At 30.6% G+C, this 17,387-nt stretch carries 19 protein-coding genes; 11 read left to right on the top strand and 8 right to left on the bottom strand.

The window, feature by feature from the left end:
• The first annotated feature begins 37 nt into the window (after window positions 1-37).
• Both SR63_RS02675 and SR63_RS02680 read left to right on the top strand, forming a co-directional pair.
• Window positions 38-1,399: an MFS transporter gene (locus SR63_RS02675; RefSeq protein ID WP_147498350.1), complete on the top strand. Its 1,362-nt coding sequence runs from the start codon at window positions 38-40 to the stop codon at window positions 1,397-1,399.
• Window positions 1,396-2,403 (top strand): nucleoside hydrolase, encoded by a 1,008-nt coding sequence (locus SR63_RS02680; RefSeq protein WP_002866651.1) that lies wholly within the window; start codon window positions 1,396-1,398, stop codon window positions 2,401-2,403. Before SR63_RS02675 ends, SR63_RS02680 begins: the two co-directional genes overlap by 4 nt.
• Here SR63_RS02680 and SR63_RS02685 read toward each other — a convergent pair.
• From SR63_RS02685 to SR63_RS02695, 3 genes are all read right to left on the bottom strand, one after another.
• Window positions 2,359-2,802: a YqaA family protein gene (locus tag SR63_RS02685; RefSeq protein WP_002866650.1), complete on the bottom strand. Its 444-nt coding sequence runs from the start codon at window positions 2,800-2,802 to the stop codon at window positions 2,359-2,361. The two genes, SR63_RS02680 and SR63_RS02685, sit on opposite strands and share 45 nt — an antisense overlap.
• A gap of 4 nt (window positions 2,803-2,806) precedes the next feature.
• On the bottom strand, window positions 2,807-5,632 hold the full coding sequence (gene uvrA / locus SR63_RS02690) for an excinuclease ABC subunit UvrA (RefSeq protein WP_002866649.1): 2,826 nt from the start codon (window positions 5,630-5,632) through the stop codon (window positions 2,807-2,809).
• Between the two features lie 72 nt (window positions 5,633-5,704).
• On the bottom strand, window positions 5,705-6,490 hold the full coding sequence (locus SR63_RS02695; protein ID WP_002854334.1) for a sulfite exporter TauE/SafE family protein: 786 nt from the start codon (window positions 6,488-6,490) through the stop codon (window positions 5,705-5,707).
• A gap of 121 nt (window positions 6,491-6,611) precedes the next feature.
• Here SR63_RS02695 and SR63_RS02700 point away from each other — a divergent pair, with 121 nt between their 5' ends.
• The 9 genes from SR63_RS02700 to SR63_RS02740 all read left to right on the top strand — a co-directional run bounded on the left by SR63_RS02700 (window position 6,612) and on the right by SR63_RS02740 (window position 13,852).
• Complete coding sequence (locus SR63_RS02700; RefSeq protein ID WP_002866648.1) at window positions 6,612-6,737, top strand: hypothetical protein; 126 nt, start codon at window positions 6,612-6,614, stop codon at window positions 6,735-6,737.
• 164 nt (window positions 6,738-6,901) lie between these two features.
• The gene (locus SR63_RS02705; protein ID WP_002866647.1) at window positions 6,902-8,152 is read left to right on the top strand and encodes an anthranilate synthase component I family protein; all 1,251 of its coding nucleotides are present in this window, start codon (window positions 6,902-6,904) and stop codon (window positions 8,150-8,152) included.
• Window positions 8,149-9,750, top strand: coding sequence for an anthranilate phosphoribosyltransferase (gene trpD, locus SR63_RS02710; RefSeq protein WP_002866646.1), 1,602 nt, complete (start codon window positions 8,149-8,151; stop codon window positions 9,748-9,750). Before SR63_RS02705 ends, trpD begins: the two co-directional genes overlap by 4 nt.
• The gene (locus SR63_RS02715; protein ID WP_002866645.1) at window positions 9,737-10,336 is read left to right on the top strand and encodes a phosphoribosylanthranilate isomerase; all 600 of its coding nucleotides are present in this window, start codon (window positions 9,737-9,739) and stop codon (window positions 10,334-10,336) included. Before trpD ends, SR63_RS02715 begins: the two co-directional genes overlap by 14 nt.
• Window positions 10,333-11,511 carry a tryptophan synthase subunit beta gene (gene trpB, locus SR63_RS02720; protein ID WP_002854204.1) on the top strand — a complete coding sequence of 393 codons (1,179 nt, stop codon included), beginning with the start codon at window positions 10,333-10,335 and terminating at the stop codon, window positions 11,509-11,511. The genes SR63_RS02715 and trpB overlap by 4 nt, the downstream gene beginning before the upstream one ends.
• Window positions 11,504-12,253, top strand: coding sequence for a tryptophan synthase subunit alpha (trpA, locus tag SR63_RS02725; RefSeq protein WP_002854645.1), 750 nt, complete (start codon window positions 11,504-11,506; stop codon window positions 12,251-12,253). Before trpB ends, trpA begins: the two co-directional genes overlap by 8 nt.
• A gap of 70 nt (window positions 12,254-12,323) precedes the next feature.
• Window positions 12,324-12,746 (top strand): chemotaxis protein CheX, encoded by a 423-nt coding sequence (locus tag SR63_RS02730; RefSeq protein ID WP_002854524.1) that lies wholly within the window; start codon window positions 12,324-12,326, stop codon window positions 12,744-12,746.
• Window positions 12,746-13,054: a flagellar motor switch protein FliN gene (gene fliN / locus SR63_RS02735; RefSeq protein ID WP_002824739.1), complete on the top strand. Its 309-nt coding sequence runs from the start codon at window positions 12,746-12,748 to the stop codon at window positions 13,052-13,054. Before SR63_RS02730 ends, fliN begins: the two co-directional genes overlap by 1 nt.
• Window positions 13,055-13,852, top strand: coding sequence for a hypothetical protein (locus SR63_RS02740; RefSeq protein WP_002876919.1), 798 nt, complete (start codon window positions 13,055-13,057; stop codon window positions 13,850-13,852).
• Here SR63_RS02740 and SR63_RS02745 read toward each other — a convergent pair.
• The 5 genes from SR63_RS02745 to plsY all read right to left on the bottom strand — a co-directional run bounded on the left by SR63_RS02745 (window position 13,849) and on the right by plsY (window position 17,327).
• Window positions 13,849-15,309, bottom strand: a complete 1,461-nt coding sequence (locus SR63_RS02745; RefSeq protein ID WP_002866641.1) for a Ppx/GppA phosphatase family protein — start codon at window positions 15,307-15,309, stop codon at window positions 13,849-13,851. The two genes, SR63_RS02740 and SR63_RS02745, sit on opposite strands and share 4 nt — an antisense overlap.
• Window positions 15,309-15,554: a YfhL family 4Fe-4S dicluster ferredoxin gene (locus tag SR63_RS02750; protein WP_002854647.1), complete on the bottom strand. Its 246-nt coding sequence runs from the start codon at window positions 15,552-15,554 to the stop codon at window positions 15,309-15,311. Before SR63_RS02750 ends, SR63_RS02745 begins: the two co-directional genes overlap by 1 nt.
• A 112-nt stretch (window positions 15,555-15,666) precedes the next feature.
• Window positions 15,667-16,338, bottom strand: a complete 672-nt coding sequence (gene hsrA / locus SR63_RS02755; protein ID WP_002857553.1) for a homeostatic response regulator transcription factor HsrA — start codon at window positions 16,336-16,338, stop codon at window positions 15,667-15,669.
• A 78-nt stretch (window positions 16,339-16,416) separates the two neighbouring features.
• Window positions 16,417-16,734, bottom strand: coding sequence for a dihydroneopterin aldolase (locus SR63_RS02760; protein WP_002854273.1), 318 nt, complete (start codon window positions 16,732-16,734; stop codon window positions 16,417-16,419).
• Complete coding sequence (gene plsY / locus SR63_RS02765; protein WP_002860289.1) at window positions 16,719-17,327, bottom strand: glycerol-3-phosphate 1-O-acyltransferase PlsY; 609 nt, start codon at window positions 17,325-17,327, stop codon at window positions 16,719-16,721. The genes SR63_RS02760 and plsY overlap by 16 nt, the downstream gene beginning before the upstream one ends.
• Window positions 17,328-17,387 lie beyond the last annotated feature (60 nt).

The raw sequence follows: 17,387 nt of genomic DNA on the forward strand, positions 1-17,387 counted from the left end.
TTTATAAAAAAATATATTAAAATATAAGGATAATGTAATGACAAATCAGCAAATTGATGGAATTGCGGATAAGAATTTTAATACACCTGAAGGTAGGAAAGTTTTTAAAAAGGCAGTTTTTTCTTGCTGGTTGGGAACTGCTATGGAATATGCAGATTTTGCACTTTATGGTTTAGCAGCTGCAACAATTTTTTCAGAAGTATTTTTTCCTGAGCAAACTCCAGTAATCGCACTTTTGCTTAGTTTTGTAACTTATGGCATAGGTTTTATTGCAAGACCTATTGGGGCTTTGTTTTTTGGTTATTTAGGTGATAAACATGGAAGAAAAAATGTTATGATGAGTACTGTTGCTTTAATGGGAATTTCAACTACTCTCATAGGTTTTATTCCAAGTTATGCAGCAATTGGTGTTTGGGCGCCTATTTGTTTGGTTATATTACGTTTTATGCAAGGTTTTGGTGCAGGAGCTGAACTTTCAGGTGGAACAGTTATGCTAGGAGAATATGCTCCTAGCAAGAGAAGAGGGCTTGTTTCTTCTGTGATTGCTTTAGGATCAAATAGTGGAACTTTACTTGCGTCTTTTGTGTGGCTTTTGATGGTGCAAATGGATGAGGCAAGTTTTAAAGAATGGGGTTGGAGAGTTCCTTTTATGGGAAGTATTTTAATCGCTCTTTTTGCTGTATATATTCGTTTTCATGTCAAAGAAACCCCTGTTTTTGAAAAGCAAAAAAATGAAATGATGAAATTGCGTCTTAATAACGAAAAGCATATGAAAAAAGATGAAAGAAGTTTTTGGCAAAGAAGTCGTGCTTTTTGGACTATGGTGGGCTTAAGAATAGGTGAAAATGGACCTTCTTATCTTGCGCAAGGTTTTATTGTAGGTTATGTGACTAAAATTTTACTTTTAGACAAATCAGTAGCTACTACAGCAGTGATGATAGCTTCATTGGTGGGTTTTTTGGTTATTCCTTTGGCAGGTTATTTAAGTGATAGATTTGGAAGACGTATTACTTATAGAATGTTTTGTTTACTTTTGATGATTTATGCTTTTCCTGCTTTTATGCTTTTAGATAGTAAAAATGAAATTATTGTGATTTTAACTATTATTGTAGGTATGTCTTTAGCATCTTTAGGGATTTTTGGTGTACAAGCGGCTTGGGGTGTAGAACTTTTTGGGGTAAAAAACCGTTATACAAAAATGGCTTTTGCTAAGGAGCTAGGTTCTATTCTTTCAGGAGGAACAGCGCCTATGGTGGCTTCTGCTTTGCTTGCGTATTATGGCACTTGGTGGCCTATTGCGACATATTTTGTATTAACTGCAGGTATAGGTTTTGTGACTACATTTTTTGCGCCAGAAACTAGAGGTAGAGATTTAAATAAAATAGAAGATGCGATATGAGACTTATCTTAGACACAGATATAGGCAATGCTATTGCAGGAGCAAATACCGATGATGGTTTAGCGCTTGCTTTGATTTTGGCATCTAAAGAAATCAAACTTGAAATGCTAAGCACGGTTTGCGGTAATGTTCCAAGCCTTGTTGCCTATAGTGTGGCTAAGGATTTATTTAAACGTTTAAATTTAAATATTCCTGTTTATTTAGGAGCGAATGAAGCCCTAAAAGAACCAAGTAAAGCTTGGCGTCAAAGACTTGATGAAAGTGTAAAAAATTTTAAACTTGAATATCTTTGGGAAAATATAAAAAGTCCCGAAATTTTAGAAAATATAAATCCTGATGCGATTTTTAAAATGGGTGAGTTGGTGAGTAAAAATCCTAAAGAAATTTCTATTTGTGCGATAGGACCTTTGACAAATATCGCTATGACTATGAAAATTTTTAAAGATTTTGATATAAATCTTAAAGAGCTTTTTATTATGGGCGGTAGTTTTGATATGCCTTATTATACTAAAGATACAAATTTTGGTTTCGATCCTGAGGCGGCTAGTATAGTGTTAAATTCAAGAGCTAAAATTACACTCGTGCCTTATAATGCAACCATGCAGACTTTATTAACACACGAGGATTTAAAAGAGTTGCAAGGTAAGAATATTTTATGTGATTTTATCGTTGAAACTTTAGGTGTTTGGATTGATTATGCTTCTAAAACACGTGGTACAAAGGGAACTTGGATACATGACGCTTTAACGATAGCTTACGCATTAGATTCTAGTATTGCAGATTTTGATGAGTGTTATGCTGATGTTATTTGCGATAGTTCTTTGGCAAGAGGTATGAGTTGGCGTTGTTTTAAAGAGCCAAAAATGAGTATGGGGGTGGATTTAAGCACTAAAAATTGTGTTAAAATTTTAAAAAATGTAGATAATACAAAGCTTTTAAAACTTATAAAAGAGAGGCTTTTAAAAGGAGTTTGCTATGAAAATTATGAAAGCATAACGACTTAATTTTCCAAGTAAGATAAAAAATATAGTTTTTAAAAAAGAATATTTCGCAAAACCAAGTCCCAAGGCAAAAAGATCTCCCACCAAAGGTAAAAAAGTAAAAAAAGCAAATATACTTCCAAATTTAGCAAAATTAGCATTGAAATTTTCTAATTTTTTCAAGGATTTGCTAAAGTATTTTTCTAAAATTTTTTGCTTACCAAGATAAGCCAAGCCATAAGTACTTAAACTTCCTAAGGTATTACCCAAAGTAGCTACGATAAGCACTAAATTTGGATTAAAATCAAGTTTTATAAAGCCTAAAACAAAGGCTTCGCTTGCCAAAGGTAATAGTGTGCTTGAAAGAAAACACACTATAAAAAGTCCTAAATAACTTATATCATTATATAAAAAATCAAACATAAAATTATGATTTTTGTGTATTTTTAAGCTCTAAGTCTAGATAATATCCTGTGTAAGAACGGGTTTTTTTGTGTTCTTTAGCGACTTTTTCCACGCTTCCTGTGCTTATAACTTTTCCACCTTTAACTCCGCCTTCAGGCCCCATATCGATGATATAATCAGCATTTTTAATCACATCCAAATTATGCTCTATTACAAAAACCGAATTTTTAAGATCAACCAAATGTTGTAAAACTAAGATGAGTTTATTGACATCTTCAAAATGCAGTCCTGTTGTAGGTTCATCAAGTATATAAAGCGTTTTTCCTGTATCGCTACGGCTTAGTTCTTTAGCAAGTTTGATTCTTTGTGCTTCACCTCCACTTAAGGTGGTGGCATTTTGTCCTAGGGTTAGATAGTCTAAACCCACTTTTACTAGAGTGTCTAATTTTTGCTTGATTTTAGGAACGGCTGTAAAAAATTCACTCGCTTCTAAAACACTCATATTTAAAATTTCACTGATATTTTTGCCTTTATATTTGATTTCTAGCGTGGCATCATTGTAGCGTTTGCCCTGACAAGTATCACAAACTACCATAACATCAGGTAAAAAATGCATTTCTATTTTGATTTCTCCATCTCCGCTACACTTCTCACATCTTCCACCTTTAACATTAAAAGAAAAGCGTCCTGCTTTATAACCACGCATTTTAGCTTCTTTAGTGGCGGCAAAAAGATTTCTGATTTCATCCATAGCACCTGTATAGGTGGCAGGATTTGAACGTGGTGTGCGTCCAATTGGGCTTTGATCAAGATAAATGACTTTATCAAGTTTTTCAAGTCCTTCTATTTGCACCCCACCAAGTTTTTTAACTTTTTTAGCGCGGTTTAATTCCTCTTGTGCAAAAGGAAGTAGGGTTTGAAGTATCAAAGAACTTTTTCCAGAACCTGAAACTCCTGTTATAGCGACTAAATTTTGTAAAGGAAATTTTACGCTTAAATCTTGGATATTGTTAATATTTACATTTTTAAGTTCAAGCCATTCTTTTTGTGCTCTGTTTTGAAGTTGTGAAATTTGTTTTTTACCATTCATATAAAGTGCAGTTTCGCTTTTGCTTTTTAAAAGTTCTTTATAAGTTCCACTAAATACAACCTCACCTCCAAATTTTCCTGCTTTTGGGCCAATATCTACAATAAAATCTGCTTCTTCTATAGTCATTTTATCATGCTCTACGACAATTAGGGTATTGCCCTTTTGTTGTAAATTTCTTAAAGTTTTAATCAGTTTTGCAGTATCTCTTTCATGAAGTCCTATGCTAGGCTCATCTAAGACATACATCACTCCACTTAAACCACTGCCAATTTGTGAAGCTATGCGGATTCTTTGTGCTTCACCCCCACTAATCGTTCTTGCATCGCGCCCTAAGGAAAGATAACCTAGCCCCACATCATACAAGAAAAACAATCTTTCGTTGATTTCTTTTAGGATAGGTTTAGAAATAAGTTTTTGTTGCTCGCTTAAATAGGAAAAATTTTTCTCATCTGCAAAAAAGGCCGTACTATCTTCTATGCTCATATCTAAAATTTCACCCAAGCCTTTTTTGGCTACTTTCACGGCTAAACTTTCGGGTTTTAAACGATGCCCACCGCAGTCTTTACAAATTTTTTCACTCATATATTCGGCTAAATCTTTTTCATCTTTTAGCATTTCATAAGCCATTTTAACCACGCCTTCAAAGGTGCGTTTTAGACGATTTCTTTTCCAAAGAAATTCTATAGTTTTGGCATTACCATACAATACAAGACGTTTTTGTTCTTCGTTTAATTGCATAAAAGGTATTTTGATAGGAATTTCATTTTGTTCGCAAAAGGCGATTAGGAATTTATAATAATAACTTTTGTTAAAACCATACATGATTTTAACAGCACCATTTTCGAGGCTTAAATTTTCATCGATAATTTTTTTCATATCTAAAGTATAACGAATGCCAAGTCCATCACAAGCTTCGCATGCTCCTTTTGGAGAATTAAAAGAAAAGCTTAAAGGTTCAAGTGGAACAAAGGAAATTTTACAATCAAAACAAGCGCAGTGTTCGCTAAAATGATAGTGTTTATTAAGGTTTATTTCCTCATGATTTAAAACTTCTATTTCTATTTCTCCAAAGCTTTCTTGTAAGCCTTTTTCTATATCGCTTGCAAGACGAGAAAGTAAATCTTCTTGAATTTCAAGCCTATCTATGACAAGTTTAATGGTGTGTTTTTTGGTTTTGGCCAGTTCAATTTCTTCATCAAGTCTTACTAAAACTCCATCAATTTGAGCTCTTACATAGCCTTTGTTGCGTAAATTTTCAAGTAAATCTGCATAAGTTCCTTTTTTTTCTCGTATGAGTGGAGCGTAGATGATGATTTTTGCACCTTTTGGAAATTTTAAAATTTCACTGACTATATCACTTGCACTCATAGATGAGATTTTTTGTCCACATTGATGACAATGTTGAATGCCCACTCTTGCATATAAAAGTCTTAGATAATCATAAATTTCAGTGATGGTTCCTACAGTAGAGCGTGGGTTTTTAGAAGTGGTTTTTTGATCTATAGCAATGGCTGGGGTTAAACCTTCGATTTTATCGACATCAGGTTTGCCTACCTTATCTAAAAATTGTCTGGCATAAGCACTTAAACTTTCTATATAACGGCGTTGTCCTTCGGCATAAAGAGTGCCAAAAGCAAGGGTTGATTTTCCACTCCCACTCAGTCCTGTAAAAACAATGAGTTTGTTTTTGGGAATTTCAAGGTGGATATTTTTTAGGTTATTTTCTCTTGCACCAATGATTTTTATGGTATCGTTCATAGTCTTTCCTAAACATTAAATAAATTTAAGATTTTAGCATAATAATATTAAAAGAACTTGGATAAATCCAAGTTAAAAATTTATAAGATTTAGCTTATTAAGTAAAGAGTGGGTGGTTCCAAGTATTGATAAGGCATATACGCAAAGTAAAATTTTTCTATGAGCTGAAATATGCATTTTTTCTATGATTTTAATTCCTATAAAAACTCCAACCATAGAAGCTATACCTACTAGTATTCCTTTATGAATAACTTCAGAGTCTATAACTCCAGAATTTGAAAAAGATATAATACCAGAGACTGAAGCAAAAATAACAAAAAACAAGGATAAAGAAACAACTTTTTTACTATCATAGCCTAAAAAATAAGCTAAAATCGGAGCAATTAAAAGTCCACCACCAATTCCCAAAGAAATAGCAAAAATACCAGTAAAAGCTCCAGCAATAAATAAAATGACATTCTTTACCCAAACGCTTCTTTGATTTTGCACAATGTTTTCTTTAATTCCAAAAGCATATTTGATAAAAAATATACAACTTACCGCCAAAAATACGCTAGTAAGAGCTACATCACTTAAAGCTTTTAAAAGCATTCCGCTAAAGCTTGCCCCTATGAGTCCTCCAAAACCTATCATAATACCATCTTTAAGATTTAGATTTTTTTTCTTATAATTAATATAAGAGCCAAAAACTGCTGCAAAAATCATTTGCAATACTGAAATTCCGATAGCATGGTGAGCACTTGCTCCAAGTGCGAACATAGAAGGAACGATAATCATACCTCCACCAATGCCAAAAAGTCCAGAAGCAATACCTGAAATGATTCCTATGATTAGATAAGGTAAATCTGTGATTTCCATAGCTTTTCCTAAAAAATATTAAATATTTCAAATACGGAACAATTTTATCTTATTAAGCTAAGTATTATCTTAGTTTTTTATAACAATAGAATATTTTTTGGTAACTTTAAGCATCGTAAAAATGTTTCAAAATATTATAAAATATAAAGATTTTATAATATCTATTTTAAATTTAAAGCAAAATTTATATTTATTGATTAAAATTAATTTAGACTTTAAAAATTTTCATAAAAGTCTTAATTTTTGAAATATTTTATAAGAAAGGTAAAAGATGAGTGAAAATGATTTTTTTAGTAATTCTTTGATTTTAAAACTTACACATACTCTTCGCTCTTGGCGTTTCTAAACTTCTTTTTATCTAAATTTTTTCTTTAATATTATTTTAATTTATTTTTTAAAAAAAGGTTTATTATGTTTGTTAAAAATGTAAATTTTTATTACAGACAAATCCTTGAAAAATTTGAAAATTCTTATTTTGCAGAGGATTTGACTAAGGTAATTATAGGGATTGATTGTGATTATTTAGATGCTAATGAATTATCATTTAGCGAGTTTAAGGCAAAATATTATGAAGCTTTAAGCAAGAATAAAATTTGTGACTTTGCTGGATTTTTTGGAGTTTTTAGTGCGAATTTTGTATCTTTGTTTGAAAAAATTCCACTTTCTTCTAAGAAAAATTATGATTTTCCTTTATTTTTATTTGCCAATGCTAAAGCTTATTTGATTTATGAGAAAAATAGCAAAATGTTTTTTAAATTTGGCGCTTCAAAATATTTTGAATATTTAAAAGATGATATTGAGCCAATAAAAACGAAACAAAAAAATGATTTTGAAATTTTAAACTCTTTAGAAGATGAGAAAAATGATTTTTTAAAAATGTGTGAAAAAGCTAAAGAATATCTTTTAAGTGGAGATATTTTTCAAGTGGTCTTAAGTAAGCAACTTTGCATCAAGCATCAAGTAAATGCTTTTGACTATTATGAGAGTTTAAGTACTTTAAATCCAAGTGCTTATATGTTTTATTTTCCAAGCAAATATGGTGTTGTTTTGGGTTCTTCTCCAGAGTTTTTATTAAAAATTAAAAAAAGAGAGATTTATTTAGCCCCTATTGCAGGAACTAGAAATTTGGAAAATAACTGTGATCTTTTAGCTTTAGAAAAAGATCTTTTAAGTGATGAAAAAGAACTTAGTGAACATAAGATGCTTGTAGATTTAGCAAGAAATGATGCTTCTAAATTTGGCACTCAAACAAGAGTGGAAAATCTTTTTTCTATTATTAAAAATAAATTTGTAATGCACATAGTGAGTGAAGTGTATGCCAATATGAAAGAAGATGCGAGTATTTTCGATGTGATTGAGGCAGTTTTTCCAGCGGGAACTTTAAGCGGAGCTCCTAAAATAAGAGCTTTAGAGATCATTAGTGAGCTTGAGGATTGCGATCGTGGAGTTTATGGTGGTGCGGTAGGATTTTTAAATTTTAACGAAGACATAACTTTAGCGATTTTAATTCGTTGCGCTTTTTTTACTCAAGATAAGGCTTATTTGGCAAGTGGGGCGGGTATTGTTTTGCAAAGTGAGAGTCAAAAAGAATATGCAGAAATTTGTGCTAAACGTAGGGCGCTTTTGGTAGCTTTTGAAAATTTAAAAAAGGAAAATCAATGATACTTTTAATTGATAATTATGATTCTTTTGTTTTTAATGTTAAAAGCATGTTAGAGCAACTCAGCAATGATGAAATTTTAGTAAGAAGAAATGATGAAATTTCTCTGAGTGAAATTAAAAATTTAAATCCTACTCATATTATTTTAAGTCCTGGTCCAAAGCATCCAAGTCAAAGTGGGATTTGTCTTGAAATTTTTAAAGCAAGGCTTAATATCCCTGTTTTGGGCATTTGCTTAGGACATCAAGCTTTAGCTTTAGCTTTTGATTCTTTAGTGGTTAAGATGCAAGAGCCTATGCATGCAAAAAATTCTTTGATAAAACAGTGCAGGGAAAATGAATTATTTTCTAATTTACCTTTAAATTTTAGCGTGATGCGTTATCATTCTTTAGAGGTTAAACAGCTTAGTGATGAGCTTGAAATTTTAGCCCTTGATGAAAAGGGTGTGATTATGGCTTTGGGACATAAAAATTTACCTTATTATGGTGTGCAATTTCATCCTGAAAGCTATTTTAGTGAATATGGCTTACAACTTTTTTCTAATTTTTTAAAACAAGATATAAAAAAATCACAAAAACAAGAAAATCCTTTAAGTTTTTATTTGCAAAAAATGAGTGAAAATCATTTTTTACAAAGCGATGATTTTGAGCAAATTTGTAAGATTATTATGTCTAAAGATTATGAAATTTTGCAAGTGGCGGCTTTGTTGATTTTAATCACTGAAAAGTCTTTAAACGAAAAATCTTTAAGTGCTTTTGTAAGACAAATTTTAAGATATTCTCAAACTTTTAGTGATGAGAGTGAGATGATTGATATTTGTGGAACGGGTGGAGATGGTTTTAAAAGTATCAATGTTTCTACGACTAGTGCTTTTATTTTAGCAGCTTTAGGAGTAAAAGTAGCCAAACACGGAAATCGTGCCATTTCAAGTTCTAGTGGAAGTACAGATGTGTTAGAAGCTTTAAGTATAACTACTCCAAATACTTTAGAATCAGTTTTAAAACAACTAAATAATCAAGGGCTTAGTTTTTTACATGCTCCATTTTTTCATCCTTTAGTAGGAGAACTTAAAGAGATCAGATCAAGACTTGGAGTAAGAACGGTTTTTAATGTTTTAGGTCCTTTATTGCACCCTAATTTAAAGTTAAAATATCAACTTATGGGAAATTATCACGCACCTGTGCATAGGCTTTTGATAGAGGTTTTAAAAAATTTAGGACGCAAAAAAGCTTTAGTGGTAAGAGGAAATGATGGTATGGATGAGCTTAGTATTTGCGATGAAAGTAAAATTTATGAGCTTTGTGAAGGAGAAATTTTAGAGTATTCTATCTGTCCTGAACAATTTGGTTTTAAAAGAGCTTTTCATAGTGAAATCATAGGATCTAGTGCATATGACAACGCTAAAGATTTAAAAGATATTTTAAGCGGTAGAATGCAAGGGGCAAAATTTGATTTGGTAGTTTTAAATGCTATGTTTGCACTTTATACAGCCAATAAAGCAAGTTCGCCTTTAGTGGCTAAAGATATGATTTTAGAAGCCATTTATTCAGGTAAGGTTATAGAATATTTTAAGGAGTATCAAGCTTATGCTAAAGCTTAAAATTTGTGGTATTAAAGATGAAAAAAATGCCAAAGATTTAGCTTTTTTAAATATTGATTTTTTTGGATTTATTTTTGCTAAAAGTCCAAGAAGAGTGAGTTTAGAACAAGCAAGAAATTTAAGTGCAATTTTTCATGAAAAAGATAAAAAAGTTGTCGGTGTTTTTGTAGATGAAAATTTGGAACAAATTTTAAGATGTATTAAAGAAGCTAAGCTTGATGGGATACAAATTTATCGCACTATTACCAAAGAAGAATTTGAAATTTTAAAGGTGCAAAATGTTTTTGTTTGGCAGGTGATTAGTGTGGAAAATAGTTTAGATTTAAAAAGTGAAATTTTTGCTAATTTAGTACTTTTTGATGCTAAGGGAATTTTAAAGGGCGGTAATGGAATAAGTTTTGATTGGACTTTATTAGGTTCTTATACTAAAGATTTTATATTAGCTGGAGGCATAGGTTTGGATAATGTTCATAAGGCTGTACAAACGGGAGCTAAAATTTTAGATCTTAATTCAAAACTTGAAGATGAAAAAGGCTTAAAAGATATCAACAAAATAAAACAAATTTTAAAGGAGTTGAAAAAATGAAAAAAGCGTATTATGGGGATTTTGGTGGGCAGTTTTTGCCTGAAAGTGCAATGTTTGCTTTAAATGAGCTAGAAGGTGCTTTTTTGAAATTTTCTAAAGATAAACTCTTTAAAAAAGAATTAAACGAGCTTTTAAAAACTTATGTAGGGCGTCCTACTCCACTTTATTTTGCTAGAAATTTAAGCAAAAAATATCAGCATGAAATTTATTTAAAACGCGAGGATTTAAATCATACCGGAGCACATAAAATCAATAATGCCATCGCTCAAGCCCTTTTAGCAAAAAAAATGGGAAAGAAAAAAATCATAGCAGAAACAGGAGCAGGTCAACACGGGCTTGCAACAGCCACTGCAGCAGCACTTTTAGGACTTGAATGTGAAATTTATATGGGGGCAACCGATGTGCAAAGACAGGCTTTAAATGTTTATAAAATGGAGCTTTTGGGTGCTAAAATTCATGCAGTACAAAGTGGGCTTAAAACTCTAAAAGAAGCTACTACTGCGGCTATTCAAGCTTGGGTTGGAGATATTAAAAATATTTTTTATGTGGTTGGAAGTGCGGTAGGTCCTTATCCTTATCCTAAAATGGTAATGCATTTTCAAAGTATTATAGGAAAAGAATGCAAAATGCAACTTCAAAAACTCAATAAAAAAGTAGATTATATTATCGCAGCTGTTGGGGGTGGAAGCAATGCAGCTGGGATTTTTTATGATTTTATCAAAGATGAAAATGTTAAACTTATAGGTATTGAAGCAGGGGGGCTTGGCATTGATACGCCTTATCATGCAGCGACTTTAAATAAGGGAAAAACAGGCATTATTCACGGTATGAAAACCAAGGTTTTACAAGATGATTTAGGCAATATCTTGCCTGTACATAGTGTTTCTGCAGGGCTTGATTATCCAGGAATTGGTCCTTTGCATGCTTTTTTATTTGAAAGCAAAAGAGCGCAATATCATGCTATAAGTGATGAAGAATGTATGCAGGCTTTAAAATTACTTTGTAAAGAAGAAGGTATTATTGCAGCGATTGAAAGTTCGCATGCTTTGGCATTTTTAGAAAAACTTTGTCCAACTTTAAAAAAGAAAAGCGTGATAGTAGTAAATCTTTCAGGCAGGGGAGATAAAGATATGCAAATGATTAGAGATTATAAAAAAGGGGTGATTTATGGTTGATTTTAGAAAATTTTATAAAGAAAATGCAAATGTGGCTTATACGGTTTTAGGTTATCCAAATCTTCAAACAAGTGAAGCTTTTTTGCAAAGATTGGATCAAAGCCCTATTGATATTTTAGAACTTGGTGTTGCTTATAGTGATCCTATTGCCGATGGTGAGATTATTGCAGATGCGGCAAAAATAGCTCTTGATCAAGGCGTGGATATTCATAGTGTTTTTGAGCTTTTAGCTAGGATAAAAACTAAAAAAGCTTTGGTTTTTATGGTTTATTATAATTTAATTTTTTCTTATGGCTTGGAAAAATTTGTGAAAAAAGCAAAATCTTTAGGGATTTGTGCTTTGATTGTGCCTGAATTGAGTTTTGAAGAAAGTGATGATTTAATTAAAGAGTGTGAAAGATATAATATAGCTTTAATTACACTTGTAAGTGTTACAACCCCTAAAGAAAGGGTTAAAAAGTTAGTAAAACATGCTAAAGGTTTTATTTATTTATTAGCAAGCATAGGTATTACAGGTACGAAAAGTGTCGAAGAAGCAATCTTACAAGATAAAGTAAAAGAAATCAGATCTTTTACAAATTTGCCTATTTTTGTAGGCTTTGGCATTCAAAATAATCAAGATGTAAAAAGAATGAGAAAAGTTGCTGATGGAGTGATTGTGGGAACTAGCATAGTAAAGTGTTTTAAACAAGGAAATTTGGATATAATAATGAAAGATATTGAAGAAATTTTCAAAAAATAAAATTTTAAAACATATTTTTATTTTATATTTACTATAATTTTAAATTAAGTTTTTTATAAAGGTGGTAGCTATGTTAAAGATTCTTGAGTATTCCATCACTCATTTTTGCGAGCATATCTTAAGACTTCGCATTGAAGCAGCTCAAGATATAAGCGGCGAACTTTATGGAGCGAGTATTCCTATCATGGGCAAAAGCGAAGGAGAATGTAATTTTTATTTATTTTTTCCAAAAGAATTTTTAAAAAAAATTGCAGAAATTTTAATTAATGATGAAAAATTTAAAGAAGATGACTGGTGCGATTTAACTAAAGAATGTGCCAATCAGATTATAGGTTATGCTAAAAATTTGTTAAATGATGCCAAGGGTGATGACGAGTATAAACTCGGAATTCCGGAATATTTAGGAAAAGTTGATTTTTCTGAAATAGTTCTAGATGAAGCTTTAACTTATAAATTTGAAAATTGTTATTTTAGAATAGGATATTGCAAATAATGAGCGATGATATAGAGTTTAACATTCATCATGGGCTTTTACAATCTTATGAAGATATCTTAGATATTACAGTAGATTTTGTAAGCGAGCTTGGAACTACAAATATGAGTGTAGCGGAGCTTTTAAAACTTGAAGTAGGTTCGGTTATTGATCTTGAAAAGCCTGCTGGAGAAAGCGTTGAGCTTTATATCAATAAAAGAATTTTTGGCAAAGGCGAGGTTATGGTTTATGAAAAAAATCTCGCTATAAGAATTAATGAAATTTTGGATTCTAAGACTGTGCTTCAATACTTTAAAAAAGAAATTTAAATGAGATTGCTAGTATTATTTTTTTTAATTTTACCTTTATATAGTGTTGAGCTGATTAGTTTTAATATCTACGATAGAAATGATCGAGTAGATTTAATGCTTTCTTTTGATAATGCCTATAATGGCAAGATTTCTCAAAAAAAAGAAAAAAATTTAACTCTTTTAACTTTTAGTGATTTAACGTATTCTAAAGATGAATTAAAAGAACTTAACTCTCAACTTGTAGATAAAATTAGTATTAGTTCTAAAAATAATAATACCTATATTATGCTACAAAACAAACAAAATATTAATTTAGAACTTAGCTCTATCAATGATAAATTTGGAGTAAGGATACGAGCTATAGAGCAAGGAAAAGCAAATATCGAATCTGTACCTACAACTACTGCGAATAATTCTCAAGAATTAATGCCTAAACCAAAAAGTACAAGTTTAGAAGGGTATGATTATACAAATTATATCTTAGTAATGCTGATTTTAGTTATTTTGTTAATAGTGCTTTGGTGGTTTAAAAAGACTATGGTTTATAAAAATAACAATGTTTCTAGAGATTTTACTATGATTTTCCAAAGATTTTTAGATAAAAATAATCAACTTGTTGTTTTTGATCACGCTAATAAACGTTATACAATGATAATAGGTAATTCCAATGTGCTTTTAGAAAGTGTTGAAATTCCAGAGGAACAAATAATAAAACATACAGAAAAAACAGAGAAAAATTTTGATTCTTTTTTTGAAGAGAATAAAAAAAGAATTCAAAATCTTATAGAGCAGCGTCAAAAAGGTAAAAAATCTTAAATTTTTTGATTGATTGCTAATGCTATGGTAGCTGGTTTTGCAATTTTTTTGAGCTCATCTTTGGGTAAATTAAGAATTTTGTTTTCTTGATATATATAAAGAGTATTGTTTGCAAAAGCAAAATCAATCTTATCTTCATTTGTGCTTAAAGTTTTAGCTAGGCACAAAATAAAATTAAGCCATGAAATGGTATGAATATTGGGTAAAAGTTGTTTATAGGGTTCAAGATTATAAGGGTTAACTTTTTTTCCATTAAGCTTAATAATGCTAGCAATTAAAGCTTTTTCTTTATGTGAAAATCCATAATTTAATCCACCTAGTACAAAATGAGCAGAGTGTTCATTAGCAAAATAGAAATTTAAATATTCTCCAATATGGCATAATTTAGCAGCATTTAGTAAAGTATGCTTATAGTTATCGTTAAGTTTATGAAGATTTTTAAGGGTTGTAAAAATTTGCAGAGCAAAATGTGGAGTTTTATTTTTTTGTTTTGATTGTAAAAATTTATCTTGTAAACATTTTAAACTAGGATTAAAATTTGGTGGAAAAGTGATTTTAGGACGAAGTAAATCTTGCAAATAAACTCCTTCTCTGATTCCAACCCCACTCGTGATAACTTGTTTGGCTTTTATTTTTTCCGCAATCTTTAAAAAAATAAATATACCCTCTTTAATGGTATCAAAACGATCCTTTTTTATGCCAAAATTGATTAAAGAGTCTAAGTTTGAATTAAAAATTTTTAAAATATGCCCTTTTTCTTCATCTAGCATATAGCGAAAATCATGTAAATTTTTCAGTGGATAGGAATTTTTTTGCATGATGGAATTAGATATTGCTCTTAAGCTTCCACCTATTGCAATAAGGTTTTGATTGCAAAATTCTTTAGGAATTTGTTCTAAAATTGGTTTTATAAATTCTTCTAAAGAATCCATTTTTCCAGTATCATAGAACAATTCTTTTAGCCTAACAGTGCCAATATCAAGAGATATGCAAGAAATAATTCTATTATTTTTTATTAAACACAATTCACTAGAACCACCACCTATGTCTAAAGTGGTTCCATCTTTAAAAGGACTTAATAAATTTAGAGCTGCAAGACCACCTAAGTAACTTTCGCTTTTTCCATCTATACAGCGTATATTTAAAGACAGATTATCTTTGATTCTTTTAATGAAATTTTTTGAATTTGGGGCATCTCTTAAGGCTGATGTGCCTACTATAAATATTTTTTTGCACTTATGCTTTAAAGCGCATTGTTTGAAAAAAGCTAAGGCATCTTCGGCTCTTTGCATGGCTTCTTCTTGGAGAATTTTGCCATTATTATAAGCATTTTCTCCAAGTCTTACTTTGCGTTTGTATTCGCAAGTTGTATAAAAACCATATCTAGAAGTTTTTTCAAAAATCACCATTCTAATGGAGTTTGAGCCAAGATCAACAACGGCTGTTTTTTTTGCCATTAAAATTCTCTATCTCTATGTTTGAGTTTTAATTCTTCTATAGTTTCTACATTATCAGGATCAGGAATGATACATTCATATGGGCAAGCAACAATACAGGCAGGCTCTGAAAAATCATTAACGCACTCTGAACAAAGATCAGGGTCTATTACATAAATTGGACTATTTTCATAAATAGCTTCATCAGGACATTCTTCTCTGCAAGCATCACAACATACGCAGTCTTTTGTAATTAAAAGAGACATCATAACCTTTCAAAAATTTAAAAAATAATTTTAGTTTATACAATAACCAAACTTAAATAAAATATAAAAATAGAAATAAAGATAAATTTTTTGCACCGAAGGTGCAAAATTGTTAAGATTTTTTAGGGAAGCAGAAACGGTATCCTCTACGACGAACTGTTTCTATGGTAGATATATTTAATGGTTTATCCATTTTTTGACGAATTTGATTGATAGCTACTTCGATAACATTTGGAGTTACTAGCTCAGGTTCTTCCCAGATGGCATCTAAAAGTTGTTCTTTGGATACAATTTGATCCGAATGTCTTGCTAAGTGCGTTAAAACTTCAAAAGGTTTTCCTTTAAGTTCTATATCTTGACCTTTATAAGTAATTTTTTCCTCATCTGGATCAATAACTAAGTCTTCAATTTTAATAACATTGGTTCCGCCAAGTCTTAGTCTTGCTTCAATTCTTGCGAGTAGAATATCAAAATCTAAAGGTTTTTTAACAAAATCATCAGCTCCAGCTTTCAAAGCTTTGATTTCTGTTTCTTTGTCTGTTTTTGAAGACATAATCATAACCGAAGTTCTTGGAGATTTATGCTTAATAGTGTTAACAAGTTCCGCTCCATCTCCATCAGGTAAAGTCCAGTTTGCTAAAACTAAATCATAATGTCTAATGCCGATAAAGTATTCTCCATCTTTAAAATTTTCAGAAGAATCAGTTTGATAACCAAATTCATTAAGATTGTCTATAATTGTTTTATTTAGGCTAATCTCATCTTCTATAACTAAAATTCTCATTTGTTCTATCCTTATTAAGAAAAATTTAAAGAATTATATCATAGCTTAAGTAAATGTTTAGATATCTTTAAAAAAAAATTAATATTTTTTTTTCAATTTAACCCCAACTGTAGCATTTTTTATTATATGGGGTTTGAAAATTTTTATGTTAAGATTGGTTAAATTAGGAAAATCTTTTTTTAAATTTAAGCTTACAAAGTCTAAAGACTCTTCAAGGGTGTAAAATTCTTCTTTTTTATACCATGTTTTAATTTTGGTAATTACCTCTGCATAATTTAAAAATTCATTTGCTTTAGCTTTAAGCTTGATAATAATTTTTTGTTTTTTTCTTCTTTCGAAATCTAATATACCAATGATACACTTAAAGTGAAATTTTATTTTTATATGACTTTGCATTCTTCTTTAAAAATCAATCTTTTAATATTAGGTAGATGTTTATATACTATAATAAAAGCGATAATGAAAACGGGTGCATGTGTATGAATTTCTAAGTCATAATTAAATATAAAAGAACTTATAACAAAAGCAAGTAACGCTGCTAAAGAAGCTAGCGAAGATATTTTAAAAATTTTTCCAATAACTACCCACACAATAAATGCTGTAAGCACTTCCAATGGAAGTAAAACTATCATAGCGCCTGCTCCTGTTGCTATGCCTTTCCCTCCTTCAAATAACAAGTAAATTGAAAAACAGTGTCCAAAAATAGCCAAAACTGCGACGCTCCAAAGCAAAGCTTGATCATAATGAAGAAATTTCAAGATTAGTAAAGGAATAGCTGCTTTTGCAAAATCTAAAATTATTGTAGCAATGGCAAGTTTTTTTGCTAGTTTGGGATTTTTTTCTTTTACTACTCTTAAAACATTGGTTGCTCCTATACTTTTTGAACCTTCTTTTTTGATATCAGTTTTAGCAAAAAATTTAGCTAGGATTAGCCCAAAAGGGATTGAACCTAAAAGATATATAAAAGCGTAAATTATTAAATTTTCCATAATATCCTTTTCAAATCATCTTAAAATTTTAAGATTTATAACTAAAAATTATATCTTATG

Source organism: Campylobacter sp. 2014D-0259 (assembly GCF_008000505.1).
In the GTDB taxonomy this organism is placed as follows: Bacteria; Campylobacterota; Campylobacteria; order Campylobacterales; family Campylobacteraceae; genus Campylobacter_D; species Campylobacter_D jejuni.